The following is a 15883-nucleotide window of genomic DNA, read 5'->3' on the forward strand; positions in this document are numbered from 1 at the left end:
GTCGGGTGGTCGGCGGGGCGGAGCCAGCTATCGTTGGCTCCGTCGGACACACTGTCCGGCAGTGTGTCCGATCAGTGAGAGCGCAGGCCATGACCTCGAACCGCCCCACCCTGCTGCTCGTCCACGGCGCCTGGCACCAGCCGGCCGTCTGGGACCGGCTCCGGGTCGAACTGGACGTCTTCGGCTACCAGACCCGGGCCGTCGACCTGCCCACCTCGGGGCCGGACGCCCGGGGCGGCATGCGGGACGACGCCGCCGCCGTCCGCAAGGAGATCGCGGCGATCGGCGGACCAGTCGTCGTCGTGGCCCACTCCTACGGCGGCATCCCGGTCAGCGAGGCGGCCACAGGACTCTCCGAGGTCGAGCACCTCGTCTACCTGACGGCGTACCAGCTGGACCGTGGCGAGTCGATGCTCAGCTTCCACGGCGTGCCGGACCCGGTCGAGACCGACGTGTTGATCGCGATCACCGGGGACCCGCGGACGGCGTTCTACGGCGACCTGTCGGACGCCGAGGCCGACGCTGCCATCGGCCAACTGGTCGACCAGCGACTGCGAGCATGCGTGGACCGGGTGAACGAGCCGGCCTGGCGCTCGATCCCATCGACCTACATTGTCTGCACCAACGACCAGGCCATCCCGGTGCCGCTGCAGGAGAAGATGGCCGCCCGGGCCACCAGCGTCCGGCGGATCGGATCCAGCCACTCACCGTTCCTGTCCCGTCCGGCTGAGCTGGCCGCGCTGCTCGACGAGATCGTCACCGCTCGCGGCTGAGCGCGCGCGGCTACCCGGGGTACAGGTGATCGAGTCGGGCGAGGTCGGCGTTGCCGGATCGGACCACGGCAGCCGCCAGCGCGACGGTCGCCGGCTGGACTCCGCTCTGCTGCTCCGAGGTGGCGACCCGGACCGACTGCGCGAGGTGTGCCCGCAGGTGCCCGGCGAGCAGGCGGTGAAACGGCTGCCCGCTGGCCGCCCGCAGCGCGGTCATCTCCTGCGCGGTGACCATGCCCGGCATGTCGTGCCCCTCGTGCGGATTCGTCGTCGGCGCGGCGGCCTCGGCCAGCAGTCGGTGGGCGCGGTCCAGCTCGGCGCGCCGGGTGGTCGCCACCTGGGCTGCCGTCCGCCGCCAGGCCGGGTCGGTGGTCCGCGCCGGCACCAGATCGAGTACGGGCAGCAGGCGTTCGGTCATCGCCACCGTCAGTTGCAGCCAGGCGATGTCGGTGGGGTTGAACGTCGTACCCGTGACGGCCGGCGCGGTCGTCGCCGGCGGCGCGGTCACGGGCGGTGTGGCGGTGCTGGCCGCGTCCCGTGGCCCGGCGCCGCAGCCGGCGACGAGCAGCACGGCAGCGAGCAGGGTGGACGCCGTCGGCTGGCGCATCCGACCTCCCTTCCGCCCAGGGCGGCGGGCCCGGATGACCGGGCCCGCCTCCGTGGGGTGAACCTGTCGGCTCAGATCGGTCGGCCGTCGTGACCGCACTTGATGACGGGACGGATGCAGTCCTGGACCCGGCGGGCCAACTCCGCCACCGGCCAGGCGTTGAAGAAGTCGCCGTGCATCGTGTAGCCCGGCCCGGAGGCCAGCCGGAACCGCGACGGGTCACCGGTGACCGGGTACCGGAGCACCTGGCGCAACTTCGGCACGTGCACCGGGTGGGTGCTCGGGCAGGCCTGGTTCACCGGGTACGCCAGGTGGCTCTTGTGGTCCGGCGAGTCGAGGTCCCGGCCGTTCCAGCACTGCGGGAAGTCCAGGTACGACTCCAGCATCGTGCCCGACGGGCAGTTGACGAAGTCCTTCGACGGGGGCACCTGCCCGGCGTGCAGGCAGGACCAACGGGCGATGCTGTCGTTCGGCCCGGTGGCCTTCGCGTTGCCGGCGACGAGCCGCAACCCCTGCGGGAACGGCTGGGTGTTCGCGACGACGTCGGCGCGTACGCCCTCGCCCAGGTAGTAGAACGTGGCGATCGCCGGCTCCACCGCGACGTTGTCCCGATACAGGGTCGGCACCCAGTACGACGAGACGTCCACCCGCGGGTTGCAGGTGGTCGGCGAGTTGACCAGGTCCGGGAGGGTGGTCTTGGCGTTCGTCACCGTGCTGCCGAAGAAGCTGTGCATGTGCGACGCCCCGGGCAGCCCGGGGAAGACGATCGGGTCGTCCGGCAGCCGGTGGCTGTAGGTGCAGTCGGCCGGGAACTCGGCGACCCGGATGGCGTTGGCGCCGAAGTCAGCGCCGGCCTGGCCGGGGGCGGCGTCGGCCCGGTTGGTGGTGGACACCAGGTACGTGCCGAGTAGCACCAGCAGGGCGCCGATCGCCGTGGCGAGGCGCAGTCGGCGGGGGATGCCGGAGAGGGGTGCGGCCCTGTCCATCATGACTCCTGTCGGGGACGGGTCAGGGACAGCTCCGACGCCGCCGCCGAAGGCATCGGAGTTGTGCCTGGCCAGACTTGGTGGTGGCCGATTGGGCCGGTGTGAGAGAGCGCTCTCACCGCCCCAGCTTCATCCTGAAGTCGACAATTGTCAATACGTGCCGCAGTTGGTGGAAATGACGACGAAGGGCCGGGCCCCGTGGTGGGGGTCCGGCCCTTCGGTCATGTGCGGTGTCAGCTGGTGGCGTAGCCGCGGGTGGCGATCCAGTCGGCGAGGTGCTCGACGCTGATCTGGTAGGCGGCCTGGTTGGGGTCGGCGGAGTCGGCGATGGTGACGGTGTTGCCGTTGTCGCGGTAGCCGACGACGCTGATGTAGTGCCCGCCCTCGTAGGAGTGGGTGGTGCCGTCGGTGTCGGTGCTGGTGCCGGCGATGTTGGCGACCACGGCGCGGCCGTCGTCGACGGTCTTGACGATGTCGGCGCGCAGGGTGTCGGTCTGCTTGCCGTCGGCGTCGGGGGTGCTGATCTCGACGGACCGGTAGGCGTTGGTCTTGCCGGTTTCCTTGTTCAGGACGGGGGTGATGTCGTTGATGGAGTTGGTGCCGGCCTCGGTGGTGCCCATCTCCTTGGCCATGTCATCGACGTTGATGTTCTTGCCCTGAACGGACAGGGCGTTTCGGGTGGCGGCGGGCCCGCAGTAGTAGAAGTTCGGCTGCGCCTCGTAGCGCACGCCCAGTTCCCGCTCACCGTGACCCTTACGGTCGGTCTGGGTTTGGGTGGTGGGCTTGGCGTCGGACGCGGCGTAGGCGGTGGTGACGGGGCCGGCGATGGCGCCTCCGGTGAAGGCGAGGCCGGCGGCGGTCAGGGCGGTCTTACGGATCAGATCGGTACGCATGATGGCGTGCTCCTCTGCATCGGGGGTGCCCCGCACACCACCTCAGGGGTGTGGCCGTGCGGGGAAAGTTCGAGGTGGGTTTTGCCCGGTGACCCGCGAAGGGGGTCGGCGTCGGGACAGGGTGTAACGGTTGCCGGTGGCGGATCATTCCGCCTATCCGCCGGCCGGCTGTGCTGCTGGGCCGTGCGGGGTTGGCCGTTGTGGTCCTCGGCCATAAAGGGTCGGCCGCTGTGGTCCTCGGCCGTGCGGGGGATGTAACCGGGGCGGCCTGCCGGATGTTCCCGGCGGCTGCCCCGCCCCACGACCCGAGAGTCGCGGTGGTCTGCCAGGTATAACGACCCCGGCCGGTCGCCGATTCCGCCGCCGGGGTGGCCCCGACCACCCGACATCCGACACCAAACCAGACAACCCGCCCACCCGGGCCAGCCGGAGAAACGGACACGGCGGCCACGACGGGTGATCGACTCGGGTTCACGGAAGTCGGGGTGTCGGGGTGCCGGGGATACCCCGACTTCATGAAAGCCGAGTGGATCATGCCGGTCTGCGCCGTTCGCGCGCCCCGGACCGGCCTGGGGCGGGGCTGAACGTGACGCGGACTGGCCCGGCCAGGGGGCAGAGCGCCGTGCGGAACCTCGCGCCCCGCATGATCGTGCTCAATCCAGGAAACAGGCCCCTCCCTGCGCCACGAGGCCACTACATCCAGGATCGAGCACGATCATGCGGGTTTCCCGGGTGCCGGGATGCCCCGACATCAAGGAAATCGAGTCGCTAGCGGTCGCCTGTGGCAGCACGCGCGGTGCGGTGCCGCAGCGGCGGAGTGGTCCTGACGTGCGGGTGGGGCAGCCCGAACGCGTCGGACTGCCCCACCCGGGAGTGCGGAGATGCGATCAGAACCCGAGGACGCTCCGTCCGCCGACCACCGGCAGTCGCAGCTCGCTGTCGTTCGGTGCGACCCGCAGTTCGGTGCCGCCCAACGGCAGCAGGGTGTACTCCTGGTCGCTGGAGAAGACGACCACGCCGATCCGGTGCCCCGCCGGGAAGATGTAGTCCTTCGGCTCCATGGTCCACCGGTAGTCGTACAGCTTGCCCTGCTTGACCGGCTCGGTGCGTGCGGCGCTCTTGCGGTTCTGCGGGTCCATCCACCCTCGCGTCACCACGGTCGGGGCGGCGGCCGACCCGGCCGGGCCGTAGTCGACCAGGTACGCGGTGAGGTTCGCGTCCGGCTTGTTGTCGATCGCCATCCGCAGCCGCATCTCCGGACGCCCGGAGATGCGCACGCTCTGCGTCAGCTCGGGGGAGCGGTAGGCGAGTCGGTTGGCGCTCGCGGTGTCCGGGTTGGACACGAGGGTGTCCGGGTGGATGGTCCGGCCCTCGTCGACGAAGCTCTGCTCGACCTTGGCCTTCGGCGGCTTGCCGGTGGTGAGGGCGCCGGGTGCGGTGGCGTCGGTGGCCGCGAAGCGTAGGCCGACCTCCCGCGCGGCCGGGTCGGGCCAGTTGGCGTATGTGGTGTAGGCGCGGTCCTCGCGCTGGAGCACCGCGGTCGGCTCGTCCATGATGCCGTTGCGTACGTTCCACAGCCAGAAGTCGAACCAGCGGTTCTCGGTCTGCTTGTACGTCCACGTCTGACCACTGGGCAGGGTCACCGACGCGCTGCTGCCCGGGCCGCCGTGGCCGCCCTGGTGCAGCCAGATCTTGCGGGGGACGTCGCGCTTGGCGAGCTGGTCCCACCAGCCGGCGAAGTGCTCTGTCTTGACGTTCCAGTCGTTGAGGCCGTGCACGACGAAGACGCTGGCCTTGACGTCGCTGGCGTCGAGGTAGTCGCGGTCGCGCCAGAACGTCGAGTAGTCGCCGGTGACCCGGTCCTGCTTCGCGGTGATCTGCGCGAGTTCGTCGGCGCAGGGTCCTTCGGCGCGGGCCTGCCCGGCGGTGTACTGGGCCAGGATGTCGAGGTCCTCGCCCTGGAACGTCCCGGGTGCGACCACCAGACCGTTGGCCCGGTAGTAGTCGTACCAGCTGCTGATCGCGGAGACCGGCACGATGGTCTTGAGCCCCTTGACGCCCGTGGTGGCCACCTGGTTGGGCAGCGTCCCGTTGTAGGAGACCCCGGTCATGCCGACCGCGCCGGTGGTCCAGCCGGCGGTGACCGGGGCGCCGTTCGCGTCGTACCCCTTGGCCCGGCCGTTGAGCCAGTCGATGACCGCCTTGGTGCCGAGCGTCTCGGCCTGGTCGCCGCTGGTCGGGCAGCCGTCCGAGTCGCCGGTGCCGACGCTCTGGCCGAGCACCACGGCGTACCCGCGGGGCACGTAGTAGTCGTCCAGCGAGCCGGGCAGGTTGGCCTTCGCCTGGGCCCGCTGCGCGCCGGCGTCGAGTGCGCGACGCCCGTCGCGGTCGGTCAGGCCGTTCTGCGGCAGGTCGTCGACCAGCACGCTCGGGTACGGCACATCACCCCAGGTGCCCTTGCGGTACGGGCTGTGCTCGAAGATGACCGGCACCTTGAAGCCCTGTGTGGCGGTTTCCCGGGGACGGGAGATGTCGATCGCCACCCGGTCCGGTCGACCGTCGTGGTCGGTGTCCACCGGGGTCTGGACGAACACCCGCTCCTCGATCGCGTCGGCGAGCGAGAACACCGGTTGGGTCATGCCGTCGCTGACCACGATGCCGGTGGGCGTGGTGGGCGTGGGCGGAGCCGCAGCCGCGGGTGGGGCTGCGCTGAGGACCAGAGCGCCGGACACGCCGACGCTCAGGAGTGCCAGATGACGGGGTCGACGCATGCGCGTCTCCCTTCGGTTGGGCTGGTTGCCGGGGGTCGGCAGGGGCCAATCTCGAAGATCCATTCGTCGTCATGCTAGGTCCGGGCCGGCGTCCCGTCGATCCCTTCGGCCGGGGACGCATCTGTGGTCCACACCGTCGCCACCGGTCCGGCGGGCGGCAATCGAAACGACATCGAACCGAGCCCGGTCGCGAAACAGCGCCGAAACCCTCAGCGCGCGGGCCGGAAAACCCCTTGTCGAGGGGTGCCCGGATGGTCCTTTCCCTGCATATGATCTTGCGGGAAGTCGCCCGAAGAGGCGGTTTCGTCCACATTAGACGAGGAGCGAAATGCTCAGAAAAACGCGGTGGCTGTTGGCCGTCGCCGTTACGGCCACGACGTTGACCGCCCTACCGGGCGGCACCGCCACGGCCGGACCCAGCGACATCGGTCAGACCGGCGCACCCGCAGCCTCGGCCGACGGGAAGACGCACACCGTCACCCTGCTGACCGGGGACGTGGTGACCGTTCGGGACACCGGATCGGGCTGCCCGCAGGCGACGGTGCGGCCGGCGGACGAGAACGCCGTGATCCGCCAGAGCTGCGGCCCCGACGGCCACCTGCACGTCATTCCCGCCCGCGTCGCGTCCCAGGTCGGTTCGGTCCTCGACCCCGACCTGTTCGACGTCACCACGCTGATCGCCGACGGCTACGACGACGACAACTCCGCCGAGCTGCCGCTCATCGTGCAGCCCGCCACCGCGTCCGCCCGGGTCGCCGCGCTCGGTGACGTGCTGTCGCTGCCCAGCATCGGTGCGGTCGCTGGCCGCGTACCCAAGAAGAGCCCGGCCACCGCGAAGCTCGCGACCAACTCGCTGCTCGCCGGCGCGAAGAAGGTCTGGCTCGACCGCAAGGTCCGGGCCACCGCCCTGGCCGGCGGTGGGCGCCCGGCCGGCCTGGACCGCAACCTCGACCAGATCGCCGCGCCGGACGCCTGGAAGGCCGGCTACACCGGCAAGGGCGTCCGGGTCGCGGTGCTCGACACCGGCGCCGACTTCACCCACCCGGACCTGGCCGGCCGGGTCGCCGAGCGGGCCGACTTCACCGCCGAGGGCGGTGACGCCGTCGACCACAACGGCCACGGTACGCACGTCGCCTCGACCATCGCCGGCACCGGCGCGGCCGCCCACGGCCAGCGTCGCGGCGTGGCGCCGGACGCCAAGCTGGTGATCGGCAAGGTTCTCGACGACCACGGCTCCGGCGACGACTCCGGCATCATCGCCGGCATGGAGTGGGCCGCCACCCGGGCCGACGTCATCAACATGAGCCTCGGCGGCAGCGACCCGGACGACGGCAACGACCCGCTCTCGCTCGCCGTCGACGGTCTGAGCAGGTCCACCGGTGCGCTCTTCGTCATCGCCGCCGGCAACAGCGGCGCCGCCATCTCCTCGCCGGGCTCGGCCGCCACCGCGCTGACCGTCGGCGCGGTCGACCGCGACGACAAGCTCGCCGACTTCTCCAGCCGCGGGCCGCTGGTCACCAGCAACGTGGCCAAGCCGGAGCTGGTCGCGCCCGGTGTCGACATCGTCGCCGCCCGGGCCGCCGGCACCAACCTCCAGGATCCGATCGACAGGTACTACGAGGCGATCAGCGGCACCTCGATGGCGAGCCCGCACGTGGCGGGCGCCGCCGCGCTGCTCGCCCAGCGCCACCCGGACTGGACCGGTGAGCGACTCAAGGCCGCCCTCGTCGGCGCCGCCGACCCGCTCAGCGGCATCGACCCGTACGCCGTCGGTGCCGGTCGGCTCAACGCGGCCCGGGCCCTCGGCGGCCCGACCAGCGACCAGCCCGTGGTCAACCTCGGCACCTTCGCCTACCCGCAGTCCGGGACCAGCGAGACGAAGCTGAGCTGGACCGGTGAGTCGACGGCCGTTCTCGACCTCGACGTGTCGGTCGTCAACCACGACGGCCAGCCGGTGCCGCGCGGCGCGGCGTCGCTCTCGACGAGCCGGCTGACGCTCACGCACGGCACCACCGCCGCGGCGACCCTGCGGGTCAACCGTGCGGCGCTGGCCGCCCGACCGGGCTTCTACCTGGCCACCGTCACCGCCCGTTCCGGCCGCAAGCTGGTCGCGACGACCCCGGTGAGCTTCTACGTCGAGCAGCCCAGCTACGACCTGACGATCCAGACGAAGCCGCTGCCGGGCCTGAAGGACGGCGCGGAGAGCTGGATCAACCTGATGGTCACCAACCTCACCGACCCGGTGATCTACTACGGCGGCGCGGGCGGTACGCCCGGAGACACCTTCACGCTGCGGGTACCGGCCGGCCGGTACGCGGTCCTCGGTTCCTCCGTCGCCTACTACGTCGACAGTGACGTGCTGGAGACGACGCTCGCCGCCGAGGCCGACCTGGACGTGCGCGGCGCCCGGACCGTGACGCTCGACCCGGCGCGGGCCAAGCCGGTGACGGCGACTGTCGACGGGGTGCCCACCACGCCCACCCGGACCGACTTCACAAACGTCCAGACCGCGCCGAACGGCCTGTCCTGGTGGCACCAGATCAGCGGGTACGGGACCAAGACGACGGTCCGCACCACCGCGCTGCCCAAGCCCACCGTCGGCTCCCGGCGCACCTGGGCGGCCGTCAACCTGGACTCGCCCACCGGCACCGCCAACCCGTACCGCTACAACCTGGTGCACGAGTACGCGGGCGGCGTGCCGGCCGACCCCGCCTTCCGGGTGAACAAGGCCGAGCAGGCCAAGCTGGCCCGGATCGACGAGCGGTTCCACCAGACGGATTCGCCGGAGATGTTCACCCAGCTGGTCCGTACCGGCACGACCCGCGACGGGGTGGGGGTCACCCAGACCCACGAGGGGAACCTGCCGCCGTACCGGACCGACTACCTCTCGCCCGACATCCTCTGGGCCGACCAGGGCGTCTACGGCGGACTGGCCGCCGACGAGGCACCCCGCAGCTACCAGCCCGGCAGCCGGCAGACCAAGATCTGGGCGCGTCAGCCCCTGCACTCCGACTGGTACGACGACCCGGCCGGCGCCGAGTGGAGCTGCGCCACCGCGCCGTCGCGGACCCGGGGCAACCTGCACCTCGACCTGGTGTCGCTGACCGACAAGCACCAGCGGGCCGACTGCCTGCAGGGCGAGGCGATCGGCGTGAAGCGCAAGCTGTCGCTGTACCGCGACGGCAAGCTGGTCGACGAGCGGTCCGGCCCGTACGGCGACTTCACCGTCGGGCAGTCGATGGCCGACTACCGGGTGACCCTCGACGTCGACACGAGCCTGATCCTGCCGATCTCCACTAAGGTCAACACCTCGTGGACGTTCCGGTCCGCCGGCCCCGACGGGACCGGGACCGTGCCGTTGCCGCTGCTCGCGGTCGACTACGCCCTGCCGATGGACCACAACAACCACCCGGTCGACGGAACGGCCGAGCTGGTCGTCCGGCAGGCGCACGGTGTGAAGGCGCAGAAGGTGACGTCGTTCCAGGTCTGGACCTCGACCGACGACGGTGCCACCTGGACGTCGGCCCGGGTCACCGGCAGCGGCGACAGCTACCGGGTCGCGCTGCCGAAGGCCACCTCCGGGCAGCCCGTCTCACTACGGGTGAAGGCCACCGCCAACGGCGGTAGCGGAATCGACCAGACCATCATCCGGGCGTACCACGCCGGCTGACCGTCGACACGGTGGTGCGGCCCGGCTCCGGTCGGGTCGCACCACCGCTCTGTGTCGCTGGCCGTCACTGGCCCTCCCACACCGCCTTCGCCCCGGAGTCGCCGGTGCGGACCACGTAGTACACGGTGACGGCGGCGGCCACCAACGACAACACCTGCAACGCCGGGGTCAGCAGCCGGGGGCGCGCACCCTCGGCAGGCCGCGGCGGGACGAGCCGGACCAGTGCCAGGGCCACGACTCCCAACCCGATGCTGGTGTAGAGCGTCATGTCGCCGAACTCCTGGTGCGCCTGCAGCTTCGGGAGGAACTCGGGCGTGACCCGGTTGGCGGCGCGCATCCGCTCGAGGAAGGCGTCACCGGAGAGCTTCGTCAGCAGAGCGGCGACCGGCGCACCCACGGCGAGCAGCCCCAGCACCCACCGGGTGTGCGGCCGGATCGGCGGGACGAACGCGTAACCGACAGTCAGCAGGGCCAGCAGCGGCACGAACGCCACCGCGGCGTGCAGCAGCAGAGGGTGGGCCGGGATGCCCATGAACTCCTCGAACATCGGCGTCTCCTCCGGTGACATCGGCCTGGACGTTGATCGTCCGCACCGGGACGCTATCGGTACCACGCGGGCGTGTCACCCCCGTCGATCGCTCACCTGTCGCAGCGCAGGGCGGCCAGGTCGACGGCGTCCGCCATCGCCTGCATGCCCTTGTCGTTCGGGTGGATGTGGTCTCCGCTGTCGAGGAACGGCAGCAGCGCCTGCGGGTCGTACGGGCTGCGGGTGATCCGGTCGAAGTCGACAACGGCGTCGAACACCCCACTGTGCCGGATCCAGTCGTTGACGCCCTGGCGCACGGCCTCCCCTGCGGCGTCGTACTCCGGCCAGCCCTTGTACGCCATGACCGTGGCGCCGACGACGCACCGGCCGGCCGCGTGCGCCCGGTCGGCCAGCTGCCGGTAGCCCGTGGTCAGGTCGTCCACGGTCACACCGGTGTGCGCCTTGATGTCGTTGATGCCCTCGTACACGAAGACCGTGTCGACCCCGGGCTGGGAGAGCACGTCACGATCGAACCGGCGCAGCGCAGCCTCCCCGGCGCCGTCGGCGAGCACCTTGTTGCCGGAGATTCCGGCGTTGGCCACGCCCCTGACCGGGCTGTCCGGCACGGCCTGGAGCCGTCGGGAGAGGTAGTCGGGCCAGCGCCGGTTCGCGTCCGTGCTGGACGCCCACCCGTCGGTGATGGAGTCGCCGAGGGCCACCACCGAGCCGGTCGCGGTGGACGTCCGCACGCTTACCGCGTCCAGCCAGTACCAGGAGGTCATCGAGTCGGTCCAGTTGGTCGCCGCCTCCTCGGCGGCGTGCTCACCGGCGGTCGCGTACGACGTCTGCAGGGCCATGCCGTGCCCGCTGGTCGGGCCCTGCGCGCCGGTGACGTAGAGGCTCACCACGAGATTGCTCTGGGCGGCCAGCCTGCCCGGCAGCGGGTCGCTGAGGATCGTCTCGCCGGCCGCGACGGTGACCGACGGCTGCCCGCCGAACGTCAGCCGCCGGTTGCTGCCCCGGACCAGCTCGGCGCCCTGCCGCTGCAACCCGGCGTACGCGCTGGCGAAGGTCACCGGGTGCTCGCCGAAGGCGTTGGTGAGGCGGATCCGCAGGGCGTCCCCGCCGACGCTGGTGCGTACCACCAGCCGGTAGCTGCGCTCGGCGGGCCCGGCGCCCTGCCGGTCGGCACTGGCGGCCCAGGTGACCGCGAAGTGCCGGCCGTCACCGACCGCCGGGTCTTGGCGCGTCCGCGCCTGCGCCGTCGACCCGACCAGGGGTACGCAGAGCAGCGCGGCGACGGCGGCGGCCACCCCGCGCCTGGCGAAGCCGGCCCGCATCAGAGGTTCCTCAGGGTGACCGACTCGCCGGGGCGCAGGGTGACCTGGCGGGAGCGGCCGTTGGCCAGCACGGTCGTGCTGCGGCCACCGACGCTTGTCAACCGCGCCTGGGTGACCCGCCCGTCGCGCCAGCTGAGGTCGGCGGTGAAACCACCGCGTACGCCGACACCGGCCACCGAACCGGCGGACGCCCAGGCGGCGGGCAGCGCCGGCAGCAACTCGACGTGACCGGGCCGGGAGTAGAGCAGCATCTCGATGATCGCGGCGGGGGTGCCGAGGTTCGCGTCGATCTGGAAGATGCCCCGGCCGGGGTTCGTCTCGTAGATGTCGAAGAGGTTCATGGCGCTGCCGTTGCTGCCGTTCGTCGACGGCCGCAGGTTGTTGACGATGAGCTGGTACGCCTTCTCCGCGTTCTTCAGCCGTGCCCAGCACAGGCTGCGCCACGCGTTGGCCCAGCCGAAGCTGTTCATGCCGCGGGCGGTGAGCAGGGCGGTGGCACCGGCGACGATCGCGGCGGGGGTGGAGCCGTCCGGGCGGATCCGGTCACCGGGGAAGAGACCGATCAGCGGGGAGAGGTGCCGGTGCGTGGTCTCACCGAGGTTGTCCGGTGACATCCACTCCTGCAACCAGCCCGAGGTGGGGCTGACCTCCGGCAGGTAGAGGCGCTTGCGGAGCGCGTCGACGCTCCGGGCGTGGTCGGCGTCGCGGCCGAGCACCCGGGCGGCGGTGTGGTAGTTCTCGAAGAGGTTCCACACCAGCTCCTGCGAGTAGGTGTTGCCCCGGGTGTCCTGCGGCCCGTGCTCGGCCGACCAGTCCCGGTCGGCGACCAGCACCTCGCGCGCGGCACCGGACGCGTCGGTGACGGTCGCGGTGACCAGTCGGGTCTCCCAGAACTCCACGGCACCCTTGACGACCGGGTAGATCTTCGCCAGGTAGGCGCGGTCCTGGGTGTACTCGTAGTGCTCGAACAGGTTCTGGCAGAGCCATGCGTTACCGCTCGGGTGCCACCACCAGCCGCTCCCGCCGTACGGGTTGGTGGAGAAGGCGACGGCCCAACCGGCGACCCGGCCGCTGGTGTTGCGGAACCGGTTGGTCGGAGTGTTGAAGAGTCGCTGGGTGACCTCGGTCCAGACCGGCAACTGCGAAACGCAGTAGTCCGCGTACGCGTCGAAGGTGTCGGTGAGGCCGGCCCGGTCGGCCGGCCAGTAGGTCATCTGGATGTTGACGTCGCTGTGGTAGTCGCCCATCCAGTCCGGGTCGTTGCCGTCCAGCCACGGGCCCTGCAAACCGATCGGCAGGCTGCCCCGCGACCCGGAGATCAGCAGGTACCGGCCGAACTGGAGGTACGCGGCCTCCAACTCCGGGTCGGGGACGTTGTCCCGCCAGCGCGCCTGCACCCGCTCCCAGGTGTCCAGTTCCCGTTGCGCGGCGGACGACGTGCCGAGGTCGATGGCGAACCGCTCGAACGCCGGTCGGACGTCGGCGACGTGGGTGTGCAGCAGTTCGCGGACCGAGGCACGCGCCGCGGCCAGGACCTTGTCCCGGGCCAGCCGTTCCGGTTGCGCCGATTCGTCGCGGAACCCGGTGGCGGCGGTCGGCGCGTAGGAGGTGCCGCCGCTGACGATGACGGTGAGGTCCCGGCAGTCGGTGAAGGAGATCGATGTCCCGGTTACCGCCACCGCCCCGGTGCCGCTGTACGCGGTGACGGCGGCACCGTAGCGCAGCCCGTTGGCGAAGGAGGCGCCGAACGACGCGTACCGGCCGGTGGGGTCGGCGGTGGTGGACTCGCCGTGGGTGCCGGCCAGGGCGACGGTGCCGGTGTACGTGCCGCCGCCCTCCGAGGTGAAGTGCAGGACGATGACGTCGTCCGGGCGGCTGGCGAAGACCTCCCGTCGGTAGCCGACCCCACCGATGTCGTACGCGGCGCTGACCAGCCCCTGCGCCAGGTCGAGGGTGCGGCGGTAGGCGTCCACCGCGCCGAGGTCGTGCCCGGGGATGTCGACGGTGAGCGTGGCCAGCATGGTGAGCGAGCCGAAGTCCTCGCGCCCGTAGGGGAACTGGCCGCCGCCGTCGAGCGTGTCGTTGCGGCCACCGGTCCAGAGCGTCGCATCGGTGATCGTCAGGAACTCCCGGGACGGGTCGTTGCTCGCGAGCGCCCCGAGTCGGCCGTTCCCCACCGGCAGGCCCTGCTCGATCATCGAGGTGGCCGAGCCGGGTGCCCGCCACCAGAGCTGGTTCCTCGCCGCGACGCTCGGGGCGAGCATCGGCGACGCGGTGGGACGCCGGGGCGCGGGCGTCGCGGCGAAGGCGGGTAGGCCGCCGAGTGCGGTGGCCGCGCCGGCGGTGGCGGCCAACGCGAGGAAGCCGCGACGGCTCGGGTGGTTGTCGCGCGTGCTGCGGATCTCCATGTCGGGTTCTCCAACCTGGGCGTTCGAGGGGATGCGCGCGCGGCGCGGCCCGGCTGTCGCGCCGGGCCGCGCCGGGCACGTCAGAGGGTCTGGGGTACGGCGATCCGGTCGATGTCGGGGGAGTACCAGGTGCCGCTGTCGAAGGTGATGGTGTTGACGCCGGCCTTCAGCGCCAGCTGGACGGAGACCGTCTCGACGGTGCCCCAGTCACCCGTGGAGGGGAACTTCAGGTAGCTGCCGTTGCCGCTGTTGGAGGAGACGTGCACCGACCGCGCGTCACCGCTGACGTAGGAGACGGCGACGGTGTAGATGCCGTCCTTGCGTACGGTGACGTCGTTGAACCGGACCGCGCCGCCGACGTAGAGGTTGCCGACCTTCTGACCGCCGGAGCAGGCGTCACAGCCGCCGACGGAGGCGTTGCCGGTCAGGGTGTTGACCGGAGCCTCCGCCTCGTAGCTGGTCGAGGTGAGCGCGGTCCCCGGCCGTACGGTGAACAACCGCGAGCCGTGCGCGGGCAGCGCCGCGGTGACGGCGTTCTTCTGCGTCCCGAGGTCGCGGCGGTTCCACACGTCCCGCACCGAGGCGTTGCCGGTGAACGCGAACGACGCCCAGTGCGCGGTGACCGACGCGGGCGCGTCGCCGAGGTTGAACAGCGCCACGGTGTAGCTGCCGTCCGGGTTCTTCGCCCCCCAGACCTGCTGGTCGCCGGCGGGGGTGACCGGCCGGGCTGGCGCGCCCCCGTTCTGGTCGATGGCGATGACCTCGCGGTTGGTCAGCAACGACAACCCGTAGTCGTCGAGGCGGGTGATGTCGTCCCCGGTGTACAGCGGCGACTTCGAGATCGCCCACAGCGTCGCGTACGACTGGCGCTCGGCCCGGGTGAGGCCGTCCATCTCGCCGTTGCCCACGTTGAGCGAGTCGAGGTCGTTCCACCCGCCGGGGCCGGCCTTGCGGCTCCAGGCCGGCGCGTCGTCGAAGCGGTCGTCGACCGAGTTCTCCCAGCTGACCAGGGTGTTGCAGTAGCACTCGACGTCGGTGTCGATGCGCCACCCGTTGGAGTACCGCTTCCAGTCGGCGGCGTGGTTGATGTCGAGCGACCAGGACAGTTCGAGGTGGATCGGGCGGCCGGCGGTGGCGATGGCCTTCTGCCAGGCGGCCACGTCGGCCACGTTGTCGTAGTTGTCGCCGGACTTGAACGAGCCCGGGCCGACCCCGTCGAGCTTCAGGAAGTCGTAGCCCCAGTCGGCGAACATCTGCGCCTGCGAGTCGATGTACCTCTGCGCGCAGGGGTTGTCGAAGTTCAGCTTGTACGCGCTGTCCCAGCCGTTGGTGGTGCGCAGGTCCGGGTAGACGATGTCGGCGGTGGTGCAGTCGGGGGCGTTCCAGATCGCCGCTTCGCCGTTGGCGTACGCCTCCTTCTCCAGCCCGACGGGCAGGTAGATGCCGGCCTTCAGCCCCTTGCCGTGGATGTGCTCGGCGACGGCCTGCATCCCGCGCGGGAACCGCACCGGGTCGGGGGTCTGCCGGGCGTACTGGTCGAAGCGCGGCACCCAGTCGTTGTTACGCCACCAGCCGGCGTCGATGTTGACGTACTCGTAGCCGTACGGCTTCAGCTTGGTGGCCAGGGCGTCGGCCTGCTTCAGGACGTTGGCCTCGGTGAGGTAGCTGTAGTCGCCGTCGGGGTTCAGGCCCGGGTACTTCGAGGACTGCATGGTCCAACTCGTCCACCCCATGAAGGGGCGCTGCACGACGTCCGCCGCGGCCGGCGTGGGGGTGGCTTGGGGTGCGGCGGTCGTCGGTGCGGCCTGGGCCGGGGCGGCGCCCGCGGCGAGGAGCACGCCCAGCGCCGCCGCGACGAGCGGCACCCGGGTGCGAGGCTGTTCGCGCGGAGTTGTCGGTGACGGCATGGTCA

General features: G+C 71.3%; 10 protein-coding genes. 2 read left to right on the top strand and 8 right to left on the bottom strand.

Annotated features, from left to right (window positions below):
- The first annotated feature begins 89 nt into the window (after positions 1–89).
- Positions 90–773, top strand: coding sequence for an alpha/beta fold hydrolase (locus ACFYL6_RS00630; protein WP_387165702.1), 684 nt, complete (start codon positions 90–92; stop codon positions 771–773).
- Positions 774–783: 10 nt separating this feature from the next.
- Here the strand turns inward: ACFYL6_RS00630 and ACFYL6_RS00635 are convergent, their stop codons facing one another.
- The 4 genes from ACFYL6_RS00635 to ACFYL6_RS00650 all read right to left on the bottom strand — a co-directional run bounded on the left by ACFYL6_RS00635 (position 784) and on the right by ACFYL6_RS00650 (position 6027).
- Positions 784–1377, bottom strand: coding sequence for a DUF305 domain-containing protein (locus ACFYL6_RS00635; protein WP_387165704.1), 594 nt, complete (start codon positions 1375–1377; stop codon positions 784–786).
- 71 nt (positions 1378–1448) lie between these two features.
- Complete coding sequence (locus tag ACFYL6_RS00640) at positions 1449–2363, bottom strand: DUF1996 domain-containing protein (protein ID WP_387165706.1); 915 nt, start codon at positions 2361–2363, stop codon at positions 1449–1451.
- Positions 2364–2596: 233 nt separating this feature from the next.
- Positions 2597–3256: a C39 family peptidase gene (locus ACFYL6_RS00645; protein ID WP_387165708.1), complete on the bottom strand. Its 660-nt coding sequence runs from the start codon at positions 3254–3256 to the stop codon at positions 2597–2599.
- A gap of 887 nt (positions 3257–4143) precedes the next feature.
- Positions 4144–6027 carry a Xaa-Pro dipeptidyl-peptidase gene (locus ACFYL6_RS00650; RefSeq protein ID WP_387165710.1) on the bottom strand — a complete coding sequence of 628 codons (1884 nt, stop codon included), beginning with the start codon at positions 6025–6027 and terminating at the stop codon, positions 4144–4146.
- Between the two features lie 328 nt (positions 6028–6355).
- Between ACFYL6_RS00650 and ACFYL6_RS00655 the strand changes: the two genes are divergently transcribed.
- Complete coding sequence (locus ACFYL6_RS00655) at positions 6356–9697, top strand: S8 family peptidase (RefSeq protein ID WP_387165712.1); 3342 nt, start codon at positions 6356–6358, stop codon at positions 9695–9697.
- A gap of 64 nt (positions 9698–9761) precedes the next feature.
- On the opposite strand, the gene ACFYL6_RS00660 is transcribed toward ACFYL6_RS00655, so the two are convergent.
- From ACFYL6_RS00660 to ACFYL6_RS00675, 4 genes are all read right to left on the bottom strand, one after another.
- Positions 9762–10244, bottom strand: coding sequence for a DUF2231 domain-containing protein (locus tag ACFYL6_RS00660; protein WP_387165714.1), 483 nt, complete (start codon positions 10242–10244; stop codon positions 9762–9764).
- Positions 10245–10336: 92 nt separating this feature from the next.
- Positions 10337–11563, bottom strand: coding sequence for an SGNH/GDSL hydrolase family protein (locus ACFYL6_RS00665; protein WP_387165716.1), 1227 nt, complete (start codon positions 11561–11563; stop codon positions 10337–10339).
- A complete protein-coding gene (locus ACFYL6_RS00670) occupies positions 11563–13971 on the bottom strand; it encodes a glycoside hydrolase N-terminal domain-containing protein (protein WP_387165718.1) in 2409 nt (802 codons plus the stop codon). Before ACFYL6_RS00670 ends, ACFYL6_RS00665 begins: the two co-directional genes overlap by 1 nt.
- Positions 13972–14051: 80 nt before the next feature.
- Complete coding sequence (locus tag ACFYL6_RS00675; protein WP_387165720.1) at positions 14052–15878, bottom strand: alpha-galactosidase D; 1827 nt, start codon at positions 15876–15878, stop codon at positions 14052–14054.
- Between the last annotated feature and the right edge of the window lie 5 nt (positions 15879–15883).

This window comes from Micromonospora sp. NPDC007208 (assembly GCF_042869175.1).
Classification (GTDB): domain Bacteria; phylum Actinomycetota; class Actinomycetes; order Mycobacteriales; family Micromonosporaceae; genus Micromonospora; species Micromonospora foliorum.

Excerpts from the sequence above, each read along its gene's own strand:
- ACFYL6_RS00660 (WP_387165714.1), bottom strand. The coding sequence starts at position 10,244 with ATGTTCGAGGAGTTCATGGGCATCCCGGCCCACCCTCTGCTGCTGCAC.
- ACFYL6_RS00635 (WP_387165704.1), bottom strand. The coding sequence starts at position 1,377 with ATGCGCCAGCCGACGGCGTCCACCCTGCTCGCTGCCGTGCTGCTCGTC.
- ACFYL6_RS00630 (WP_387165702.1), top strand. The coding sequence starts at position 90 with ATGACCTCGAACCGCCCCACCCTGCTGCTCGTCCACGGCGCCTGGCAC.
- ACFYL6_RS00640 (WP_387165706.1), bottom strand. The coding sequence starts at position 2,363 with ATGGACAGGGCCGCACCCCTCTCCGGCATCCCCCGCCGACTGCGCCTC.
- ACFYL6_RS00670 (WP_387165718.1), bottom strand. The coding sequence starts at position 13,971 with ATGGAGATCCGCAGCACGCGCGACAACCACCCGAGCCGTCGCGGCTTC.
- ACFYL6_RS00675 (WP_387165720.1), bottom strand. The coding sequence starts at position 15,878 with ATGCCGTCACCGACAACTCCGCGCGAACAGCCTCGCACCCGGGTGCCG.
- ACFYL6_RS00665 (WP_387165716.1), bottom strand. The coding sequence starts at position 11,563 with ATGCGGGCCGGCTTCGCCAGGCGCGGGGTGGCCGCCGCCGTCGCCGCG.
- ACFYL6_RS00650 (WP_387165710.1), bottom strand. The coding sequence starts at position 6,027 with ATGCGTCGACCCCGTCATCTGGCACTCCTGAGCGTCGGCGTGTCCGGC.
- ACFYL6_RS00645 (WP_387165708.1), bottom strand. The coding sequence starts at position 3,256 with ATGCGTACCGATCTGATCCGTAAGACCGCCCTGACCGCCGCCGGCCTC.
- ACFYL6_RS00655 (WP_387165712.1), top strand. The coding sequence starts at position 6,356 with ATGCTCAGAAAAACGCGGTGGCTGTTGGCCGTCGCCGTTACGGCCACG.